The 19,545-nt window shown below is 72.8% G+C and carries 18 protein-coding genes and 1 pseudogene; 14 read left to right on the forward strand and 5 right to left on the reverse strand.

Annotated elements, in window-relative coordinates; genetic code table 11:
• Positions 1 to 33 precede the first annotated feature (33 nt).
• Positions 34 to 570 (reverse strand): hypothetical protein, encoded by a 537-nt coding sequence (locus tag ACZ4WQ_RS38555; protein ID WP_398374746.1) that lies wholly within the window; start codon positions 568 to 570, stop codon positions 34 to 36.
• 270 nt (positions 571 to 840) lie between these two features.
• Here ACZ4WQ_RS38555 and ACZ4WQ_RS38560 point away from each other — a divergent pair, with 270 nt between their 5' ends.
• Positions 841 to 1,848: a hypothetical protein gene (locus ACZ4WQ_RS38560; RefSeq protein WP_398374745.1), complete on the forward strand. Its 1,008-nt coding sequence runs from the start codon at positions 841 to 843 to the stop codon at positions 1,846 to 1,848.
• Between the two features lie 26 nt (positions 1,849 to 1,874).
• Here the strand turns inward: ACZ4WQ_RS38560 and ACZ4WQ_RS38565 are convergent, their stop codons facing one another.
• Entirely contained in the window at positions 1,875 to 2,642 is a 768-nt protein-coding gene (locus ACZ4WQ_RS38565) for a TetR/AcrR family transcriptional regulator (protein ID WP_398374743.1), read from the reverse strand.
• A 107-nt stretch (positions 2,643 to 2,749) separates the two neighbouring features.
• On the opposite strand from ACZ4WQ_RS38565, the gene ACZ4WQ_RS38570 reads away from it, so the two are divergent.
• Both ACZ4WQ_RS38570 and ACZ4WQ_RS38575 read left to right on the forward strand, forming a co-directional pair.
• Positions 2,750 to 3,778, forward strand: coding sequence for an ATP-binding cassette domain-containing protein (locus ACZ4WQ_RS38570; protein ID WP_398374741.1), 1,029 nt, complete (start codon positions 2,750 to 2,752; stop codon positions 3,776 to 3,778).
• 82 nt (positions 3,779 to 3,860) lie between these two features.
• On the forward strand, positions 3,861 to 4,694 hold the full coding sequence (locus ACZ4WQ_RS38575; protein ID WP_361184156.1) for an ABC transporter permease: 834 nt from the start codon (positions 3,861 to 3,863) through the stop codon (positions 4,692 to 4,694).
• A 79-nt stretch (positions 4,695 to 4,773) separates the two neighbouring features.
• On the opposite strand, the gene serC is transcribed toward ACZ4WQ_RS38575, so the two are convergent.
• Positions 4,774 to 5,892 (reverse strand): phosphoserine transaminase, encoded by a 1,119-nt coding sequence (serC, locus tag ACZ4WQ_RS38580; RefSeq protein ID WP_385350385.1) that lies wholly within the window; start codon positions 5,890 to 5,892, stop codon positions 4,774 to 4,776.
• Positions 5,893 to 5,901: 9 nt separating this feature from the next.
• Positions 5,902 to 7,374 (reverse strand): MFS transporter, encoded by a 1,473-nt coding sequence (locus tag ACZ4WQ_RS38585; protein ID WP_398374739.1) that lies wholly within the window; start codon positions 7,372 to 7,374, stop codon positions 5,902 to 5,904.
• A gap of 88 nt (positions 7,375 to 7,462) precedes the next feature.
• Here ACZ4WQ_RS38585 and ACZ4WQ_RS38590 point away from each other — a divergent pair, with 88 nt between their 5' ends.
• Together ACZ4WQ_RS38590 and ACZ4WQ_RS38595 are read left to right on the forward strand one after the other, a co-directional pair.
• Entirely contained in the window at positions 7,463 to 8,149 is a 687-nt protein-coding gene (locus ACZ4WQ_RS38590; RefSeq protein ID WP_385350379.1) for a TetR/AcrR family transcriptional regulator, read from the forward strand.
• Positions 8,142 to 11,123 (forward strand): FAD-binding and (Fe-S)-binding domain-containing protein, encoded by a 2,982-nt coding sequence (locus ACZ4WQ_RS38595; RefSeq protein ID WP_398374737.1) that lies wholly within the window; start codon positions 8,142 to 8,144, stop codon positions 11,121 to 11,123. Before ACZ4WQ_RS38590 ends, ACZ4WQ_RS38595 begins: the two co-directional genes overlap by 8 nt.
• A 22-nt stretch (positions 11,124 to 11,145) precedes the next feature.
• On the opposite strand, the gene ACZ4WQ_RS38600 is transcribed toward ACZ4WQ_RS38595, so the two are convergent.
• Positions 11,146 to 12,141 carry a 2-hydroxyacid dehydrogenase gene (locus tag ACZ4WQ_RS38600; protein ID WP_398374736.1) on the reverse strand — a complete coding sequence of 332 codons (996 nt, stop codon included), beginning with the start codon at positions 12,139 to 12,141 and terminating at the stop codon, positions 11,146 to 11,148.
• A 171-nt stretch (positions 12,142 to 12,312) separates the two neighbouring features.
• Here ACZ4WQ_RS38600 and ACZ4WQ_RS38605 point away from each other — a divergent pair, with 171 nt between their 5' ends.
• The 9 genes and pseudogenes from ACZ4WQ_RS38605 to ACZ4WQ_RS38645 all read left to right on the forward strand — a co-directional run bounded on the left by ACZ4WQ_RS38605 (position 12,313) and on the right by ACZ4WQ_RS38645 (position 19,542).
• On the forward strand, positions 12,313 to 13,179 hold the full coding sequence (locus ACZ4WQ_RS38605; RefSeq protein WP_398374734.1) for a dihydrodipicolinate synthase family protein: 867 nt from the start codon (positions 12,313 to 12,315) through the stop codon (positions 13,177 to 13,179).
• Positions 13,180 to 13,352: 173 nt separating this feature from the next.
• Positions 13,353 to 14,009: a DUF433 domain-containing protein gene (locus tag ACZ4WQ_RS38610; RefSeq protein ID WP_398374732.1), complete on the forward strand. Its 657-nt coding sequence runs from the start codon at positions 13,353 to 13,355 to the stop codon at positions 14,007 to 14,009.
• Positions 13,960 to 14,466, forward strand: a complete 507-nt coding sequence (locus ACZ4WQ_RS38615; RefSeq protein WP_398374730.1) for a PIN-like domain-containing protein — start codon at positions 13,960 to 13,962, stop codon at positions 14,464 to 14,466. Before ACZ4WQ_RS38610 ends, ACZ4WQ_RS38615 begins: the two co-directional genes overlap by 50 nt.
• 138 nt (positions 14,467 to 14,604) lie before the next feature.
• Positions 14,605 to 14,838, forward strand: a pseudogene (locus ACZ4WQ_RS38620) (MFS transporter); the annotation flags it as partial.
• A 19-nt stretch (positions 14,839 to 14,857) separates the two neighbouring features.
• Positions 14,858 to 15,097, forward strand: coding sequence for a hypothetical protein (locus ACZ4WQ_RS38625; RefSeq protein ID WP_361184144.1), 240 nt, complete (start codon positions 14,858 to 14,860; stop codon positions 15,095 to 15,097).
• A gap of 36 nt (positions 15,098 to 15,133) precedes the next feature.
• On the forward strand, positions 15,134 to 15,319 hold the full coding sequence (locus tag ACZ4WQ_RS38630) for a DUF1737 domain-containing protein (RefSeq protein WP_398374728.1): 186 nt from the start codon (positions 15,134 to 15,136) through the stop codon (positions 15,317 to 15,319).
• A gap of 133 nt (positions 15,320 to 15,452) precedes the next feature.
• Positions 15,453 to 16,256 carry a TIGR03084 family metal-binding protein gene (locus tag ACZ4WQ_RS38635; protein WP_398374726.1) on the forward strand — a complete coding sequence of 268 codons (804 nt, stop codon included), beginning with the start codon at positions 15,453 to 15,455 and terminating at the stop codon, positions 16,254 to 16,256.
• A complete protein-coding gene (locus ACZ4WQ_RS38640) occupies positions 16,253 to 17,947 on the forward strand; it encodes an acyclic terpene utilization AtuA family protein (RefSeq protein ID WP_398374724.1) in 1,695 nt (564 codons plus the stop codon). Before ACZ4WQ_RS38635 ends, ACZ4WQ_RS38640 begins: the two co-directional genes overlap by 4 nt.
• Positions 17,944 to 19,542 (forward strand): acyl-CoA carboxylase subunit beta, encoded by a 1,599-nt coding sequence (locus tag ACZ4WQ_RS38645; RefSeq protein ID WP_398374722.1) that lies wholly within the window; start codon positions 17,944 to 17,946, stop codon positions 19,540 to 19,542. The genes ACZ4WQ_RS38640 and ACZ4WQ_RS38645 overlap by 4 nt, the downstream gene beginning before the upstream one ends.
• Positions 19,543 to 19,545 lie beyond the last annotated feature (3 nt).

Raw genomic sequence — 19,545 nt, forward strand, 5'->3', positions numbered from 1 at the left:
CGGGCTCTCGGATGCTTCGCCGAATTCTTTTTCTTATCGGCTGTTGCGGGACTTCATGAATCCGAGGACGCCGAAGACGATGGTCAGCGCCGCGCCGATCAGCACCATGTAGAGGCCGGGGCCCGCGGAGATGTCGAGCTGCTTCACGGCCTCTTCCGCGGCCTTCTCGGCCATGCTGTCGGAAACGTTCTCCTCGTCCATGTACTTCTGGGCGACCAGACGAGCCGGGTCCGCCATGTTGATCACGGCGAAGACCGCAGTGACCAGCGACAGGATCGCGGCGCCCAGGTAGAGCGGCGCCTTCTTGGCGACCATGGCGCCGACCAGGACCAGCGCGGCGACGACGGAGACGATCAGCGTGATCACGCCGTCGCCGTCCATCCCCTTGATGCCGCCGTCCGCGCCCTCCATGCCGGAGACCACCCAGTTCACCAGCGAGCCGACAAGGGCGATGACCGCGCCGACGATCCCGAAGATCGCGAACTTCTTGGGCGGCGCGGAGTCCGCCGGAGCGCCCCCGTGCGCGGGCGGCGCGGTTTGTGCGTAAGAAGAACCACCGTAATTGCTCATGGGGCAAGACCGTAGGCGGGCCGTATTCTTCAATGCAACGCCGCGGTCCGCTTTGCCGTCAATGACCGATAAATTTCCGGAAATTAATCTCCGGATCAGCTCAACTGATCGGGAGATTATGAATTCTCTTTACGAGATGCGCCGAGCGCTTCCGCATTCGTTATCTGCCCGTTCTCGACGAAGTCAATCAGACCGGTGTAGCGGCTCTGGGGCCGCCCCCTGGCCGACTGCCGCCCCTCGGGTCCGCGTCCGGATGGCAGGCTTGGCCCCATGCGTTCGCTTCCGTCCGTCCTCGGCGCCGCCGCGCTGGCGGTTCTGCCCGCCGCCGCCCCGGCCGCCGCCGACGACCACACGTCGCCGTCCTCGTTCACGATCGAGGACTCCCGGATCACCGAGTCCAGCGGCCTGGCGGCCAGCCGTCTTCACCCGGGCGTCTACTGGACGCACAACGACAGCGACGACGGCCCGTACGTCTACGCCGTCGACAGCAGGACCGGGCGCACGGTCGCGACCGTCACCCTGCGCGGCATCGGCAGCCCGCGCGATGTGGAGGCCATCTCGATCGGGCCGGACGGCGCCGTCTATGTCGCCGACATCGGCGACAACCTGGGCGGGACCTGGCCGCATGTGTGGATCTACCGCTTCCCCGAGCCGAAGAAGCTCGGCGACACCACGGTCACGGCGACCCAGTTCACGGTGAAATACGAGGACGGCCCGCGCAACGCGGAGGCGATGATGGTCGATCCCAGGACCGGCCGGGCCTACATCGCGAGCAAGAGCCAGGACAACGGCGGCCTGTACGCCGGCCCCGAGAAGCTGTCCGCCTCGGGGGTCAACATCTTCCGGCGGGTCGCCGACATCGACATGGAGGTGACGGACGGAGCCTTCGCCCCGGACGCCAGCAGACTCGTGCTCCGCGGCTATTTCAACGTCGCCGAATACCGCTGGCGCGGCGGAAAGCCGGCGAAGCTCGACAAGGAGCCGGATCTGCCGTTGCAGCGGCAGGGCGAGTCGGTCACCTTCACCACCGACGGCGGCACGCTGATGTACGGCACGGAGGGGCCGGGCAGCAAGGTCACGGCGGTGAAGCTGAGCGGGGAGCTGCTGCCGGACGCGACGGCGAAGGAGCAGAAGAAGAACGGGGGCGGGGACTCCGCGGCGGGCGGTGAGGCGTCGGAGAAGGAGAAGGACGGCAATCTGTTCAAGGCGGCGCTGACGTTCGCCGCTGCCGCGGCCCTGTTCTTCGGCCTGCGCTCGCTCTTCCGCCGGCGGCGCTGAGGGGCTCCGGAGTCACTGCCCCGGGGCTACTGTTCGGCGGCGTCGCCGGCGCGGGTCTCGATGAACGCGCCGATGCCGTCCAGCAGCCTCTTCAGGCCGAATTCGCGGACATCCGTGTCCGGCCCCTTGAAGGCGTCCTCGTCGAGCGCCGCCTGCATCGGGAACCGGCCGCTGGCGAGCGCCTTCTCCATCGCGGGCCCGTGCGCCTTCCAGAACTCCTCGTCGCTGACGCCCGTGCGCTTCTCGGCCATCGTCGAGTTCAGATGGGTGCGGGCGACGCCGGTGGCGAACCCGTCGACGGTCACGATGACATGGACCCGCTCGCGGTCGGTGAGGCCGAGGCCGTCGAGGCCGCGCAGCGCGAACTCCAGCCCCGCCATGGCGTTCGGCCCGAGGACGGGGCGCGCCTGGTCGACCTGGAGCAGCCAGGGGTGGCGCTCGTACAGCTGCCAGGCGCCGCGCGCCACCATCTCCATCGTCTCCCGCCAGCCCAGCTCCAGGTCGTGGACGGTGGGGTCGAAGGACTGGACCTGATCCAGCATCAGGTCCAGTAGCTCGGCCTTGCCGGGGATGTACCGGTACAGCGACATGGTGCCGGTGCCCAGTTCGGCCGACAGCCGCCGCATGGAGACCGCGGCGAGCCCTTCCGCGTCGGCGATGGCGATGGCGGCCGTCACGATCCGCTCCAGGGTCAGCCCGGGTTTGGGGCCGCGGCTGGGCCGCTCGCCGGTGCCCCACATGAGCTCGAGGCTGCGGGAGATGTCTCCGCTGCCGCTGTGTTCGGTGGTCGTCATCGCGTCCTCATCCTAACGCCACGACCAAAAACTGAGTACGGTGTACCCGCTATTGGGTACGCTGTACCCAGTGACCTGATGGGCGCCGAACGACCTGGGGGTTTCTTGTGGACACGGCGCGATGGGCGGTCCTCACCGAAGGACTGTGCAAGCGATACGGACAAAAGTGCGCGCTCGACGGCTTCGACCTGGCCGTCGGCCGCGGCACCGTCCAGGGGTTGCTCGGCCCCAACGGCGCGGGCAAGACGACGGCGGTGCGGATCCTGTCCACGCTGGCCCGGCCGAGCGGCGGCCGGGCGACCGTCGCCGGATTCGATGTGACGGAGCAGCCCCGCCAGGTGCGCCGCCGGATCGGGCTGACCGGCCAGTACCCGGCGCTGGCCGAGCCGCTGAGCGGGCGGCAGAACCTGGTGATGTTCGGCCGCCTCTTCCACCTGGACAAGGCGCGGGCCGCCCGGCGGGCCGACGAACTGCTGAGCGCGTTCGGGCTGACCGAGGCCGCCGACACGGTTTCCAAGGAGTACAGCGGCGGCATGCGGCGCCGGCTCGACCTGGCCGCGAGCATGATCCTCGCCCCGCAGGTGCTGTTCCTCGACGAGCCGACGACCGGGCTCGACCCGCGCGGCCGCAACGAGGTGTGGGAGGCGGTCCGCTCGCTGGTCGCGGGCGGTACGACCGTGCTGCTGACCACGCAGTACCTGGACGAGGCCGATCAGCTCGCGGACCGCGTCGCCGTGATCGACCGGGGGCGGAAGATCGCCGACGACACGCCCGCCGAGCTCAAGCGGGCGATCGGCGGGGACCGGATCGAGGTGGTGGTGCGGGAGACCGCCGACCTGCCGGCCGCCGTCGAGGCCGTGGCGCGGGTCATGGACCGGGCCGCGGTCGGGGTCGGGGGTACGGGCGAGCGGCCCGCCGAGCCGCGGGCCGACCGGGAGGACCGCCGGGTGACGGCCCCGGTGCGCGACCGGGTCACGGCGCTGACCGAGGTCGCCCGGGCGCTCCAGGAGCGGGGCGTGGCCGTCGAGGACATCGGGCTGCGCCGCCCGACCCTGGACGAGGTCTTCCTGCGGCTGACCGGACATCGCACGGACGACGAGCCGAAGGCTGACAAGAGGGTGGAGGTGGCCGCATGAGCCGCGTGGTGACGGAGGAGCGGGCAGCGACGAGGGAAGCCCGCGCGCCCCGGCGCGCCGGGACTGAGCGGGAGGAGGGCGCATGAGCACCGCAGCAGAGGTCAAGGCGGTCGTGGACGGGCCGGAGCGGCGGGTCTACTGGGCGGTCGCGGACTGTCTGACCATCGTGCGGACCGACTTCATCAGCCGTCTCCGCTATCCCTCCGCCATCGCCTGGCAGCTCGGCACGCCCGTGATGTTCGTGCTGCTCTTCGTCTATGTCTTCGGCAGTGCGATGGAGGTGGGCGGCGGGGCCGACTACGAGGACTACGCGCTGCCCGGCATGTTCGCGATGACCATGGCCAACGGCTTCATGGGCACTGCCGTGGTGGTCGCCGCCACCAAGGAGAGGGGCGTCATGGACCGCTATCGCTCCATGCCGATGGCGCCCTCCGCGGTGGTCAGCGGCCGGGGCATCGCCGATGTCATCGGCGCCGCCGTGGATCTCGCGGTGCTCGCGACGATCGCCCTGGCCGTCGGCTGGCGGCCCGACGGCAATCTGCTGGAGACGCTGAGCGCCTTCGCGCTGCTGATCCTGCTGCGGTCCGCGCTGATCTGGGTCGGGGTGTGTCTGGGGCTGCTGATGCCCAATCAGGAGGCCGCGGGGAATCTCTTCGCGGTCGCCTTCCCCCTCGGGATGATCTCCAGCGTCTTCACCCCGCCCGCGATGATGCCGGACTGGCTGGCGGCGATCGCGCTGTGGAACCCCGTCTCGTCGACGGCCAACGCGATCCGCGATCTGTTCGGCAACCCGGTCCCGGGCGGGGGCGGCTGGGTGGAGGAGCACGCGATGCTGATGGCGGTGGTCTGGCCGGTCGCCCTCACGGCGGTGTTCCTGCCGCTGGCCGTACGGCGCTTCCAGCGGCTGAGCAGCTGACCCCCCGTACAACCGGCCCATACGCGGAAGGGGCCCGCGGCCGAATCGGCCGCGGGCCCCTTCCGGGGTTGTCCGGATGTCAGAGGTGCTCGATGACGTAGTCCACGCAGGCGGTCAGCGCCTGCACGTCGGACGGCTCGACGGCCGGGAACATGGCGACCCGCAGCTGGTTGCGGCCCAGCTTGCGGTACGGCTCGGTGTCCACGATGCCGTTGGCCCGCAGCGCCTTGGCGATGGCGGCGGCGTCGATGTCCTCGTTGAAGTCGATCGTCCCGACGACCTGCGACCGCTTGGCCGGGTCGGTGACGAACGGCGTGGCGAACTTCGACTCCTCCGCCCAGCCGTACAGCGCGCTCGAGGAGGCCGCGGTGCGCTGCACGGCCCAGTCCAGGCCGCCCTGCCCGTTGATCCACTCCAGCTGGTCGTTGAGCAGGAAGAGCGTCGCGAGCGCCGGGGTGTTGTACGTCTGGTTCTTCAGGGAGTTGTCGATCGCCGTCGGCAGCGAGAAGAACTCCGGGATGTGCCGGCCCGAGGCGTGCACGCGCGCGGCGCGCTCCAGCGCGGCGGGGGAGAAGGCCGCGACCCACAGGCCGCCGTCCGCGGCGAAGGACTTCTGCGGCGCGAAGTAGTAGACGTCCGTCTGGGCGATGTCGACGGGCAGGCCGCCAGCGCCCGAGGTCGCGTCCACCAGCACCAGCGCGCCCTCGTCGGCGCCCGCCACCCGCTCCAGGGGCATGGCGACACCGGTCGAGGTCTCGTTGTGGGTGAGGGCGTAGACGTCCACGCCCTCCTCCGCCTGCGGCAGCGGGTGCGTACCCGGGTCGGAGGAGATCACGGTCGGCTCCTCCAGCCACGGCGCGAGCTTCGCGGCCTTGGCGAACTTGGAGGAGAACTCGCCGAACGACAGGTGCTGCGACTTGGCCTCGATCAGGCCGTGCGTCGCGATGTCCCAGAAGGCGGTGGAGCCGCCGTTGCCCAGGATCACCTCGTAGCCCTCGGGGAGCCGGAACAGCTCGCGCACGCCCTCGCGCACCTTGCCGACCAGGTTCTTGACCGGGGCCTGGCGGTGCGAGGTGCCCAGCAGAGAGCTGCCGGTGGCGGCCAGGGCGCTGAGCGCCTCGGTGCGCACCTTGGAGGGGCCCGAGCCGAAGCGACCGTCGGCGGGCTTGATGTCAGCGGGAATCTGGATCTCAGCCACGGGGGAAGCCTAATCCGTCGGTATGCGCGGCCTGCCCCGGTGTCCACCGGATGAGACACGGCGTCTCTTCTCCGGGATGGCCCACGAGGCGGCGAGCGCGCCGCAGGCCACCAGCGCGAAGACGGCGAAAGCGCTGGTGTAGCCGGATTCGGCGGGGAAACCGGGGGCGCCGGCGGGGCCCGCGGCGTCGAGGACCGCGGCCGCCATCTGGGCGCCCACCGCACCCCCGACGGTGCGCGCGATCGTGTTGACGCCGCTGGCCACCCCGATGTCCGCGGGCCCCGCCGTGTCGACGACCAGCGTCCCCAGCGCGGCGAACGACAGCCCGTACCCGGCGCCGATGAGCACCCCCGCGGCGTGGAACTGCCACATATGGGCGTGCGCCACGGCCAGGAGCGCGAACGCGAGCCCGCCGCACGCCACGCCCAGGCGCAGCGGCGCCCGGGCCCCGAACCGGTCCCGCAGCCGGGTGGTGAGCGGGCTGACCGCCAGCATCACGACCGCGACCGGGACCAGCACCAGACCGGCCTCGCCCGCCGAGGCCGCGAAGCCGTACCCGGCCGAGGGCGGCGTCTGGACGAACCGGGGGACGAGCGTGATGACGCCGAACATGGCCGCGCCCACGATGAACGTCACCACATTCGTGGCCGCCACCGGCCTGCGGCGCAGCACGCGCGGATCGACCAGCGGCGCGTCGACCCGCGATTCGACGGTGCCGAAGGCGGCGAGCGCGGCCGCCGCGCCCAACAGCAGGCCGATCACCCGGGGCGAGCCCCAGCCCCACGCCGCGCCCTGGCCGATGCCCAGCAGCAGACAGACCAGCGTGCTCCCCAGCAGCGCCGCGCCGGCCAGGTCGACCCGCCCGCCGGGGGGCGCCGCACCGGGCGGCAGCCGCCGGGCCAGCGCCAGGGCGGCGCCGGCCAGGACGAGCAGCGGCCAGAACAGCCAGGCCGTGCCGAACGCGCCGGACATCGGGCCCGACAGCACCATCCCCGCCGCGCCGCCGACCCCGAACATCGCCGACAGCATGGCGATCACGCCCCGGGCGCGATGCGGCTCCACGGCCGTCCGGACCAGGCCGAACGCCAGCGGGAACACCCCGCCCGAGACGCCTGAGACCGCGCGCCCGGCCAGCAGCAGCGGCAGCGAGCCCGCCTCGGCGCCGAGCGCGCAGAGCAGCGTGCCGGCGGTGAAGCAGCCGAGGCAGGCCAGCAGCACCCGGCGGTAGCCGAACAGATCGCCGAGCCGGCCCGCGATCGGGGTGGTGACGGCACTGGCCAGCATGAAGGAGGTCAGCAGCCAGGTGGTGGCGGCGCCGGAGACATGCAGGGAGCGGCCGAACGCCGGAAGGGCCGAGATCACGATCGTCTGCGCCATGCTCGCCGCGAGCGCCGCCGTCAGCACGGCGGGAACGACGAGGCTCGGCCCAGTGCCCCCTTCGGCCGTGCCGCGGCGGCCACGTAGTAATCCGAGCACCAGCATCGCCCCACCTCCGGAGGTAGTTAGGTGAGGCATACCTTAGGAACTTGCGGACACTGTCCGCAAGTTGTTGCCCGGTACGGTTCGGCACGTGAACACGCAAGCCTTGGAAGATGGTTCAGGTGCGGGGGAGCGGCGCGCCTGGGGCAGCCTGGACCGGGCGCACATCGTCGAGACGGCGGTCGCCCTGGCCCGCAGGGAGGGCATGGCCGCGCTGACCATCCGGCGGCTGGCGGCCGAGGTGGGCGCCTCGCGGATGGCGCTGTACCGGCACATCCCCGACAAGGACGCGCTGCTCGGCCTGGTCGCCGACGCCGTGGCCGAGTCCGAGGTGATCCCCGACGAGGCCCGAAACGGCCCCTGGCAGCAACGGCTGCGCCACCTCGCGCACGGCATGCACCGGCGGCTCACCGCCTACCCCGGGCTCGCCGAACTCATCGTGATCCGCGGCAACCACGGCCCCGGCGGGCTGCGCCTCGCCGAGACGATCGTCGAGACCCTCTCCGAGGCGGGCCACGACGAGCCGACCACCGCCCGCTACTACCTCGTCTTCATCGACCTCGTTCTCGGCCGCGCCCACCGGGAGGCCGCCCAGGGTGACCCGACCACGCCCCGGCGCAACGCCGCGCTCCTCGACGCGGCCGAGCGGCGCGCCGACGCCCCCCGGCTCGCCGCGCTGGCGCCCCATCTGCGCGCCGTGACACACGACCAGGTCTTTGAAACGGAACTCGACATTCTCATCCGGGCCCTCGCCGGGGACCATGGGAAACATGGTTGATCACGAGGCAGACGGAGCAGGCGGAGCAGACAAGACAGGCGAAGCACAAGACCTGGAGCGGGCCCTGCGCCGGGCCGTGCGCGGCGAGGTCTCCTTCGACACGACGAGCCGCGCGCTGATGACGATGGACGCGTCGAACTACCGCCGGGTGCCCGCCGGGGTCGTCGCGCCGCGCGACGCCGACGACGTCGCCGCCGCGCTCGCCGTGTGCCGCGAGCGCGCGGTGCCCGTGGTGGCGCGCGGGGCCGGCACATCGATCGCCGGACAGGCCACCGGGGTCGGCGTCGTCCTCGACTTCACCCGCCACATGCGGTCCATCGTCTCCCTCGACCCGGACGCGCGCACCGCCGTCGTCCAGCCCGGTGTGATCCTCGACGACCTACGGGCGGCGGCCGGTGCCCATGGGCTGACCTTCGGCCCCGACCCGTCCACCCACAGCCGCTGCACCCTCGGCGGCATGATCGGCAACAACTCGTGCGGCTCCCACTCGGTCGCCTGGGGCACCACCGCCGACAACGTACGGGAGCTGGACGTCGTGACGTACGGCGGCGAACGGCTGCGCGCCGGGCGCGGCCTGGACGGGCTGCCCCCACGGCTGCGGGAGGCCTTGCGCGCCCTGGTCGACGCCAACCTCGCCCTGCTGCGCACCGGCTTCCCCGAACTGCCCCGCCGCATCTCCGGCTACGCCCTGGACGCGCTGCTGCCCGAGAAGGGCGCCGATGTGGCCCGCGCGCTCACCGGCAGCGAGGGCACCCTGGGCGTGCTGACCGAGGCGACCGTACGCCTCGTGGACGCCCCCGCCGCCCGCGCGCTCGCCGTCCTCGGCTACCCCGACGAGAGCGCCGCCGCCGAGGCCGCCCACACCCTGCTGCCCCACGGCCCGCTCACCGTCGAGGGCATGGCCGCCGACCTGGTCGCGGGGGCGACCGGGCTGCCGGGGGGCGGCGCCTGGCTGTTCGCCGAGGTCGGCGGCGAGACCCGGGCGGAGGCCCTGGCCCGCGCCGAGGCCCTGGCCCGTGCGGCCGCCGACGCCACCACCGACCACACCGTCGTCGCCGACCCGGCCGGGCAGCGCGCCCTGTGGCGGATCCGCGAGGACGCCTCCGGCACCGCCACGCGCATGCCCGACGGCAGCGAGGCCTGGCCCGGCTGGGAGGACTGCGCCGTGCCGCCCGCCCGACTCGGCGCGTATCTGCGCGACTTCCGCGCGCTGATGGCCCAGCACGGGCTGCGCGGCACGCCGTACGGGCACTTCGGCGACGGCTGCATCCACGTACGCATCGACTTCGACCTGCTCACCGAGGCCGGGATCCGGGTCTTCCGCGGCTTCTCCACCGACCTCGCCGACCTCGTCGTCGCCCACGGCGGCTCGCTCTCCGGCGAACACGGCGACGGCCTGGCGCGCGCCGAACTGCTGCCCAGGATGTACGGCGACGAGATGGTCGGGCTCTTCTCCCGCTTCAAGGACCTGTGGGACCCGGCGGGCGGCCTCAACCCCGGCGCCCTCGCCCGCCCGCAGCGCATGGAGGAGAACCTGCGCTTCGCCGTGCTGCCCAGCCGCCCGGTGGACGTGGAGTTCGGCTATCCGCACGACAACGGCGACTTCGCGGCGGCGGTGCGGCGCTGCGTGGGCGTCGCCAAGTGCCGCAACGAGTCCGTCTCCGGCGCGGCCGTGATGTGCCCCTCGTACCGCGCCACCGGCGACGAACAGCACTCCACGCGCGGCCGCGCCCGCCTGCTGCACGAGATGCTCGCGGGCGAGGTCGTGCGCGACGGCTGGCGCTCGGAGGAGGTGCGCGGAGCGCTCGACCTGTGCCTGTCGTGCAAGGGGTGCCGCAGCGACTGCCCGGTCGGGGTGGACATGGCCACGTACAAGGCGGAGTTCCTGCACCACCACTACGAGGGCCGGCTGCGGCCCGCCGCGCACTACTCGATGGGCCGGCTGCCGGTCTGGCTCCGGGCCGCCGCCGCGCTCCGGGCGGCGCCGGTCGCCAACGCGCTGGCGGGCGTGGCGCCGCTGGCCGCGCTCGCGAAGCGAGTCGGCGGCATCGCGCCGGAACGCGACATCCCCGAGCTGGCCCCGGAGCCCTTCACCCGCTGGTGGCGCAGGCGGGCGCGGGCCGCTGCGCGGGGCGGCAGCGACGAGCGGGGCGGCCCGGGCGCCGGGCCGGGCGGCGGTGGCGCGTCCGCGCCGGGGCAGCCCGCCGCGGGGGCGGCCCGCCCGTGGGCGGGCGAGGCGGCGCGGGCCGGCGGCCGCGCACAGACCCCCACCGTCGTGCTGTGGCCCGACACCTTCACCAACTACCTCTCCCCGTCCGTCGGGCAGGCCGCGGTGCGGGTGCTGGAGGCGGCCGGGCTGCGGGTGGTCGTGCCGCCGGGGCCGGTGTGCTGCGGGCTGACCTGGGTGTCGACGGGGCAGCTCGACCGGGCCCGGTCCGTCATGCGGCGCACCCTGGACGTCATGGCCCCGGCCCTGGACGCCGGGCTGCCCGTGGTCGGCCTGGAGCCCAGCTGCGCCGCCGCGCTCCGCACCGATCTGCCCGAACTCCTCGGCACCGCCGACCCCCGCGCCGCCCGCCTCGCCGACTCCGTCACCACCTTCGCCCAGGCGCTGGAGGACCACGCCCCCGACTGGCGGCCCCCGAAGATCGACCGCCCGGCCGTCGGGCAGACCCACTGCCACCAGCACGCGGTCCTCGGCGACGCGGCGGAGCGCCGACTGCGCGCCCGCGCGGGCCTGACGGGCGAGCTGAGCGGCGGGTGCTGCGGGCTGGCCGGCAACTTCGGCTTCGAGCGGGGGCATTACGACGTCTCCGTCGCCTGCGCGGAAGAGCAACTGCTGCCGTCCGTACGCGGCGCCGACCCCGCCGCCGAAGTCCTCGCGGACGGCTTCTCCTGCCGTACGCAGCTCGACCAGCTGGCAGGGCGCCGGGCCCGCCACCTCGCGGAGGTCCTGGCCGAGCGGCTGCCCTGACGCACGCACATCTACCGCGTGCTCACCTGGCCGGGGCGGGCTGGGCGTGGTTGACGATGACGCCGTTGACGACGTTGCGGGGCGCCTGGCCCGACAGCACCCGGTCCAGGCTCTCGACCAGCCGCGCCCTGATCGCGTGGTACGCCTCGTGGGTGACGCCCGCGGTGTGCGGGGTGAGCAGCACGTCGGACCGGCCGCGCAGCGGGGAGCCGGCGGGCAGCGGCTCCTCGGCGAACACGTCGAGCGCGGCCCCGGCCAACTGCCCGCTGTCCAGGGCCCGTACGAGCGCGTCCTCGTCGAGGACCCCGCCGCGCCCTGCGTTGATCACGTACGAGCCCTGGTGCATACGGGTCAGCAGGGCGTCGCCGACGAGGCCGCGGGTGGCGTCGTTCAGCGGCATGTGCAGGGTCAGCACATCGGAGCGGGCGGCGAGTTCGTCCAGGGGCACGTACTCGCGCTCCGGCTCGGACGGCACGGGGTCATGCACCAGCACACGGCTGCCGAACGCGTCGAGGCGCCGCGCGACGGCCCGGCCGATGGTGCCGAACCCGGCGATGCCCACGGTCAGCGCGGCCAGATCGCGCCCGCGCAGCCCCTCGGGGCCCCAGCCGCCCCCGGCGATCCGGGCGTGCCCGGCCGCGTAGTGCCGCACCAGATACAGCAGCGCGCCGACCGCCCAGTCGGCGACGGCGTCGGCGTTGAACCCGGGGAGGTTGGCGACCGGGATGCCCAGCTCGGCCGCGGCGCGGTGGTCGACCCCGTCGAAGCCGACGGCCACGGACTGCACGAGGCGGCACCGCCTCATCTGAGCCAGCAGCTCCGCGGTGATGCGGCGCTCCTTCTCCAGCGGGGCGAGGACGACCGTCGCGTCGGCGAGCGCCGCCCGGTGGTCGTGCGGGTCCTCGTCGGGGCCGATCTCGGTGATGCGCAGGTCCGGGTGGCCGGGCAGCAGCCGCCGCAGCTCATCGGGGCCCAGGTCATTGAGGTGATACAGGGTCACGAGGTGGTCGTCGGGCATGGCGGGCGGCTCCAGAGGTCATCCAGGGTGTGGGGACGCCAAGAGTTTTCGCCACCCCTTAAGATCATGTCAACGGTTAACCGATAACGGTTACCCGTGAGCGTGACCCGGGGCGGCCTTGACGCTCCGCGCCACGCCCCCACCCGCACCGCCGAGGAAAGGAACCGGACCATGACCGCTCAGCGCACCGTCGTCACCGCCCTGACCACCCCGTTCACCGCGGATGGCGACCTCGACCTGCCCGCCGCCCGCGCCCAGTACGCGTTCGCCGCCCGCACCACCGGACAGCTGCTCGTCGCGGGCACAACCGGTGAGTTCCCCGCCCTCAGCGAGGGCGAGCGCATGCTGCTGACCGAGACCGCCCTCGCGGAAGCAGGCGCCGACGGCGTCATCGCCCACATCGGCGCCCCCGACGCCCACGGCGCCGCCCGGCTGGCCCGCGCGGCCGTGGCGGCCGGCGCCCGCCGGCTGGCCGCGCTGACCCCGTACTACCTCCCCGCGAGCGCCGACGAACTCCTCGCGTACTTCGGCCGCATCCGGGAGGCCGCCCCCACCGCCCAGCTGTACGCGTATCTCTTCCCCGAGCGCAGCGGCCTGACGGTCGATCCGGTCCTCTTCGGCAAGCTGGCCGCCTCCTGCGGCCTGACCGGCGTCAAGCTGAGCGGCGCGCCCTCCACCGAGGTCGCGGCCTACCGCGCCGAACTCCCCGACGACTTCGAGGTCTACTCCGGCAACGACCGCCGCCTCGCCGACGTCCTCGCCGCCGGCGGCGCCGGTGCCGTCTCCGGCTGCTCGGCCGCCTTCCCCGAGCCCTTCCTCGCCCTGGCCGCCGCACTGGCCTCCGGCGCCGACGACCTGCCCGCCCTCCAGGACCGCGTCGACCGCACGGTCGACCTCCTTGGCCCCAGCATCGGCCGTATCAAGCACGCCCAGCACACCCGCGGGCTCTCCGCCGGCACCTCCCGCATGACCGTCGGCGACCCGGACCCGGAGACGGCCGCAGCGATCGAGGCGCTGGGGCGGGAGATCCAAGGCTGACACGGGAGCTGAGGCGGCCCACCGCGCCGGCCGGAAGGTCTCGTTCGGGTGATTTGCGGCCTGACCGTGATGCCTGGGCGCACCCGCTCTCGTTAAGCCTGCGGGGCTCGGCATACCGTGGGGGTGGACAAACGCTGTGCTCAAAAATGGTCCGAAACGGGAGGGTTCCGGCGATGGTGGACCGCTTCAGCGACCCGCTTCTGAGCGTCCAGGACGCCGCCCGGCACTTGGACATTCCCGACCGTACGCTCCAGCGCTGGCTGCACCGCGAGAGCGCCGCCGGATCCCCGCTCGTGCACGGCGTCCAGCCGGTCAAGCGCGGCTGGCCGTCGATCCCGTTCGTGGCGATCGTCGAGGCGTATGTGCTCCGCTCGCTGCGCGACTGTCTGAGCATGTCCAAGATCAGGGAGGCGGCGGAAGCCGTCCGCTTGGCGTTCGGCGACGAGTACGGGCTGGCCACCCGGCGAATCGCCACCGATGGCGTGGACATCTTCGTGGAGTACGCGGATGGCGATCTGGCTCGCGCCCGCGACGGTCAGCGGCCCATCAGAGAGGTGATCACCGACTACCTGCGTTACATCGCATGGGAGAGCGGCGATCAGTACCCCTACCGACTACGCCTGCGCCAGTATCCGGACGTCGCCCCGGTGATCATCGATCCGCGGTTCGGCTGGGGCGCGCCGGTCGTCGCCGAGAACAAGGTCCAGGTGGAGGCGATCGTCGGTCTGTGGGAGGCCGGGGAGTCGCTGGAGACCGTCGCGGACGAGTACGGGCTGACGCGTGAGCAGGTCGAAGCGATCTGCCGGACAACCCGCCGACGAGCCGCCTGAGTTCCTTGCCGACCGCTCCTTGGGGCGCCGTACCGTCGCGCTGCTGCGGGAGGCCGGGTGGTCCGTGCGCCATCTCGGCGAGGTGTACGCCGATGACGGGCAGCATGTCCCGGACGAGGAGTGGATCGCTTGCGGGCTGGCCAATGGGTGGGCTCTGCTGACCCAGGACGAGAGGATCCGGTACCGCGCGCATGAGCGCGGTGCTCTTGACGACGGTGGCAACCCCTTGTTCTACCTGAGCAAAGAAGGACCTGCTGATTGCGGACAAGGTGCACCGGTTCCACAGCCAACAGGTGGCCATTTACCGAGCCGTAGCCCGGGGCGAAGCCGCCATCTACGCCGTCTACGAAGACCGCATCGAGAAGAAGTGGCCGTAGCCCTGGCATCCGACAGGCCTCGCTGTTTCAGCCGTCGACGCTTCCGGATGTCGCACAACCACACGCCGAGGTGGTCCTGACCGTTGTCGGGCATGCCGAGCTCCCCTCTGGCCTTGACACGGTGAGCCTCTACCCGTGGTTAAACCCGTCAAGTGCCGCCTGGTCACTCGCGAAAACCAGTGGCACGGCTTGGTGCATACCAATTAGCTTGCGCGCTCGTGACCGAAGGTTCGAAGGCTTCGAAGGCGCGGGGGCTGTTCTCCCGGACGTACGCGGCCGCCACCGCGAGCTTCGCGGCGGTGATGTTCCTGACCGGGTTCGCCGCGCTCGCCGTGGTGCCGACCCTGCCGACCGCGGCCCGGGACCTGGACGGGGTGTCGCTGTTCCCCGTGGTCGCGGGGTGCTTTGTGACGGCGAGTCTGCTGGGAGGGGTGGTGGGCGGCAGGTCGGCTGGGCCACACCAGCGGCGCGATGCAGACCAGCCAGAACCTCGGCCAGGTCACAGTGATGGCCCTGGCCTTCGCCACGCTCAACACCTGCGTGGCGATGGGCGCCTCCACGATGGCCGGTTACGGGGCCGCCTTCGGGCTGCTGCTCCTGCCGCCCCTGCTGATCGCCCTGCTGGCCGGGCGCGCCCGCAGCACGGGAGGCAGAGTGGTGGCCGCCGTCCACGCCGATGAACCATCGCTCACCGGCAGCGGTTCCGACTGAGCCGTGGGGCCGGGGCCGTCTGGGATTCTCTTCCTCATGAACACACCACCAGACGGGCTGCCCGTCTACCGCGTCCTGACCGGACCGGACGACGCCACGTTCTGCCGACGCGTGAGCGAAGCGATCGCTCTCGGCTACGAACTGCACGAAGGCCCTGCCGTCACCTTCAACGGTGAGCGCGTCATCGTCGCCCAGGCGATGATCTGGCCGACGCGCCCGTAAGGACCTTCTGTCCCGCTGGGCCGGACGGGACCGGGCGGCAAAATCATGCAAGCGCGCTTGATTGTTTCTCGCCGCGCTGCCACGCTCCCTTCCCGGGACGCACGACAGGGACCCCACACGACGGGAGCGCAGCGTGTCCGATACGGAGGTCGTGCTCGGCGATTTGCTCGCCGAGGGCGAGGAGTTGGACGGCCTGGTGGCCGGGCTCGCGGAGGAGGCGTGGGCCGCGCCGACGCCCGCCGCGGGCTGGACCATCGCGCATCAGATCGCCCATCTCGCCTGGACCGACGAGCGGGCGGCGCAGGCGGCCACGGACCCGGCGGGGTTCGCGGCCGAGGTGCGGAAGGCCGCCGCAGAGCCGGACAGGTTCGTGGACGAGGCCGCCGAACTCGGCGCGGCGCTGCCGCCCGCGGAGCTGCTGCGGCGTTGGCGCGAGGGGCGGGAGCGGCTGCGGCGCGTACTGGCCGGGCAGCCCGCCGGGGCGCGGCTGCCGTGGTACGGGCCGTCGATGAGCGTGGCGTCCATGGCGACCGCCCGGCTGATGGAGACCTGGGCGCACGGACAGGACATCGCCGACACGCTCGGCGTCCGCCGCGCGCCCACCGCCCGGCTGCGGCATGTGGCCCGGATCGGCGTGCGGGCGCGGGGCTTCGCGTACGCGGTGCGCGGTCTCGAGCCGCCCGCCGAGGAGTTCCGGGTCGAACTGCGCGCCCCCGGCGGGGAGCTGTGGACGTACGGACCCGAGGACGCGCCCCAGCGGGTCACCGGCCCCGCGCTGGACTTCTGCCTGCTCGTCACCCAGCGCGCGCACCGCGCGGACCTGGCGGTCCGGGCCGAAGGGCCGGACGCGGAGCGGTGGCTGGACATCGCCCAGGCCTTCGCCGGACCGCCCGGCAAGGGCCGGGCCCCGGGGCGCACGGGCGAGGGTCGCGTATGACGTCGAAGCCACCCCTCCGCATCGGCAACTGCTCCGGCTTCTACGGCGACCGCCTCGACGCCATGCGCGAGATGCTCACCGGCGGCCCCCTCGACGTGCTGACCGGCGACTACCTCGCCGAGCTGACCATGCTCATCCTCGGCCGGGAGCGCCAGAAGGACCCGGCGCGCGGCTACGCCACCACCTTCCTCCACCAGCTCGACGACACCCTCGCGCTCGCCAAGGAGCGCGGCGTACGGATCGTCAGCAACGCGGGCGGGCTCAACCCGGCCGGGCTCGCCGACGCGATACGCGCCTCCGCCGCCCAACAAGGCCTCGCCGCCCGCGTCGCCCACATCACCGGCGACGACCTCCGCACCACCCACGACTGGCCGGCCCACACCCTCACCGCCAACGCCTACCTCGGCGGCGCCGGGATCGCCGCCTGCCTCCGCTCCGGCGCCGACATCGTCGTCACCGGGCGGGTCACCGACGCCGCCCTCGTCACCGGGCCCGCCGCCGCGCACTTCGGCTGGCGCGCGGACGACTGGGACGCGCTCGCCGGGGCCGTGGTCGCCGGGCACATCCTGGAGTGCGGCGCCCAGGCCACCGGCGGCAACTACGCCTTCTTCACCGAGCACGACATACGCCGCCCCGGCTTCCCGCTCGCCGAGATCCACCCCGACGGCTCCTGCGTGATCACCAAACACCCGGGCACCGGCGGCGCGGTGACCGTCTCCACCGTCACCGCCCAGCTCCTCTACGAGACGGCCGGTGCCCGCTACCCCGGGCCCGACGTCACCGCCCGCCTCGACACCGTACGGCTCACCCAGGACGGCCCGGACCGGGTGCGGGTCCACGGCGTGAAGGGCGAGCCGCCCCCGCCGACGCTCAAGGTCGGCCTCACCCGCCTCGGCGGCTGGCGCAACGAGGTCGTCTTCGTGCTCACCGGCCTCGACATCCAGCCCAAAGCCGCCCTCGTACGCGACCAGATGGAGGCGGCCCTGGCCAAGCGCCGCCCCGCCGAGGTGCGCTGGACCCTCGCCCGTACCGACCACCCCGACGCCGACACCGAAGAGGCCGCCAGCGCCCTCCTCCGCCTCACCGTCCGCGACCCGGACCCGGAAAAGATCGGCCGCGCGGTCAGCGGCGCCGCCGTCGAGCTGGCGCTCGCCGGATACCCCGGCTTCCACGTCACCGCCCCGCCCGGCAAGGGCTCCCCGTACGGCGTCTTCGAAACGGCGCACACCCCCACCACCGACGTCCCGCACACCGCCGTACTCCCCGACGGCACCAGCACGCCCATCCCCCCACCCGCCACCACCACCCCCCTCACCCCCGTCCCCGAACCGCCCCTGCCGCCCCCGCTCCCGCCAGGCCCCACCCGGCGCGCCCCGCTCGGCCTGGTCGCCGGGGCCCGCAGCGGCGACAAGGGCGGAGCCGCCAACGTCGGCGTCTGGGCCCGCACCGACGACGCCTGGCGCTGGCTGGCCCACACCCTCACCCCCGACCGCTTCCGCGCGCTGCTCCCCGAGACCGACGGCCTGCCCGTCACCCGCCACACGCTCCCCGCCCTGCGCGCCCTCAACTTCGTCGTGGACGGCCTCCTCGGCGAGGGCGTCGCCGCCCAGGCCCGGTTCGACCCGCAGGCCAAGGCCGTCGGCGAGTGGCTGCGCTCGCGTCACCTCGACATACCGGAGGACCTCCTGTGACCCGGCTCGCCTCCGCCCTCGACCCGCACGGCGCCGACTACGCCGTCCACCGCGAGGCCATGCTCACCAAGCTCGCCGAGCTCGAAGCCGAGCACGCAAAAGCCCTCGCCGGAGGCGGCGAGAAGTACGTCGCCCGCCACCGCAAGCGCGGCAAGCTCCTCGCCCGCGAGCGCATCGAGCTGCTGCTCGACCCCGACACCCCGTTCCTCGAACTCTCGCCGCTCGCCGCCTGGGGCAGCGACTACCCCGTCGGCGCCTCCGTCGTCACCGGCATCGGCATCATCGAGGGCGTCGAGTGCCTGATCAGCGCCAACGACCCGACCGTGCGCGGCGGGGCCAGCAACCCCTGGACCCTCAAGAAGTCCCTGCGCGCCCACGAGATCGCCCGCGCCAACCGCCTCCCCGTCATCAGCCTCGTCGAGTCCGGCGGCGCCGATCTCCCCAGCCAGAAAGAGATCTTCATCCCCGGCGGCGCGATGTTCCGCGACCTCACCCGCCTGTCCGCCGATGGCATCCCCACCATCGCCGTCGTCTTCGGCAACTCCACCGCCGGAGGCGCGTACATCCCCGGGATGTCCGACCACGTGATCATGGTCAAGGAGCGGTCCAAGGTCTTTCTCGGCGGCCCGCCCCTGGTCAAGATGGCCACCGGCGAGGAGAGCGACGACGAATCCCTCGGCGGCGCCGAGATGCACGCCCGCACCTCCGGCCTCGCCGACTACCTCGCCCTCGACGAGCCCGACGCCATCCGCCAGGCCCGCCGCGTCGTCGCCCGCCTCAACTGGCGCAAGGCGCAACCCGACCCGGGCCCCGCCGAGCCCCCGAAATACCACCCCGACGAACTCCTCGGCATCGTCCCCGGCGACCTCAAAGTCCCCTTCGACCCCCGCGAGGTCATCGCCCGGATCGTCGACGCCTCCGACTTCGACGAGTTCAAGCCCCGCTACGGCCCCAGCCTCGCCACCGGCTGGGCCACCCTCCACGGCTATCCGATCGGCATACTCGCCAACGCCCAAGGCGTCCTGTTCTCCGCCGAGTCCCAGAAGGCCGCGCAGTTCATCCAGCTCGCCAACCAGCGCGACATCCCGCTCCTCTTCCTCCACAACACCACCGGCTACATGGTCGGCCGCGAGTACGAGCAGGACGGGATCATCAAACACGGCGCGATGATGATCAATGCCGTCTCCAACTCCCGCGTCCCCCACCTCTCCGTCCTCATCGGTGCCTCGTACGGCGCCGGGCACTACGGCATGTGCGGCCGCGCCTACGACCCCCGCTTCCTCTTCGCCTGGCCCAGCGCCAAGTCCGCCGTCATGGGACCCCAGCAGCTCGCCGGCGTCCTGTCGATCGTCGCCCGCCAGTCCGCCGCCGCCAAGGGGCAGCCGTACGACGAGGACGCCGACGCCGCCCTCCGCGCCATGGTGGAACAGCAGATCGAGTCCGAGTCGCTCCCCCTGTTCCTCTCCGGGCGGCTGTACGACGACGGCGTCATCGACCCCCGCGACACCCGCACCGTCCTCGGCCTGTGCCTCTCCGCGATCCACACCGCGCCCCTTGAGGGCGCGCGCGGCGGCTTCGGCGTCTTCCGGATGTGAGGA

Source organism: Streptomyces sp. NPDC028305, from assembly GCF_055569495.1.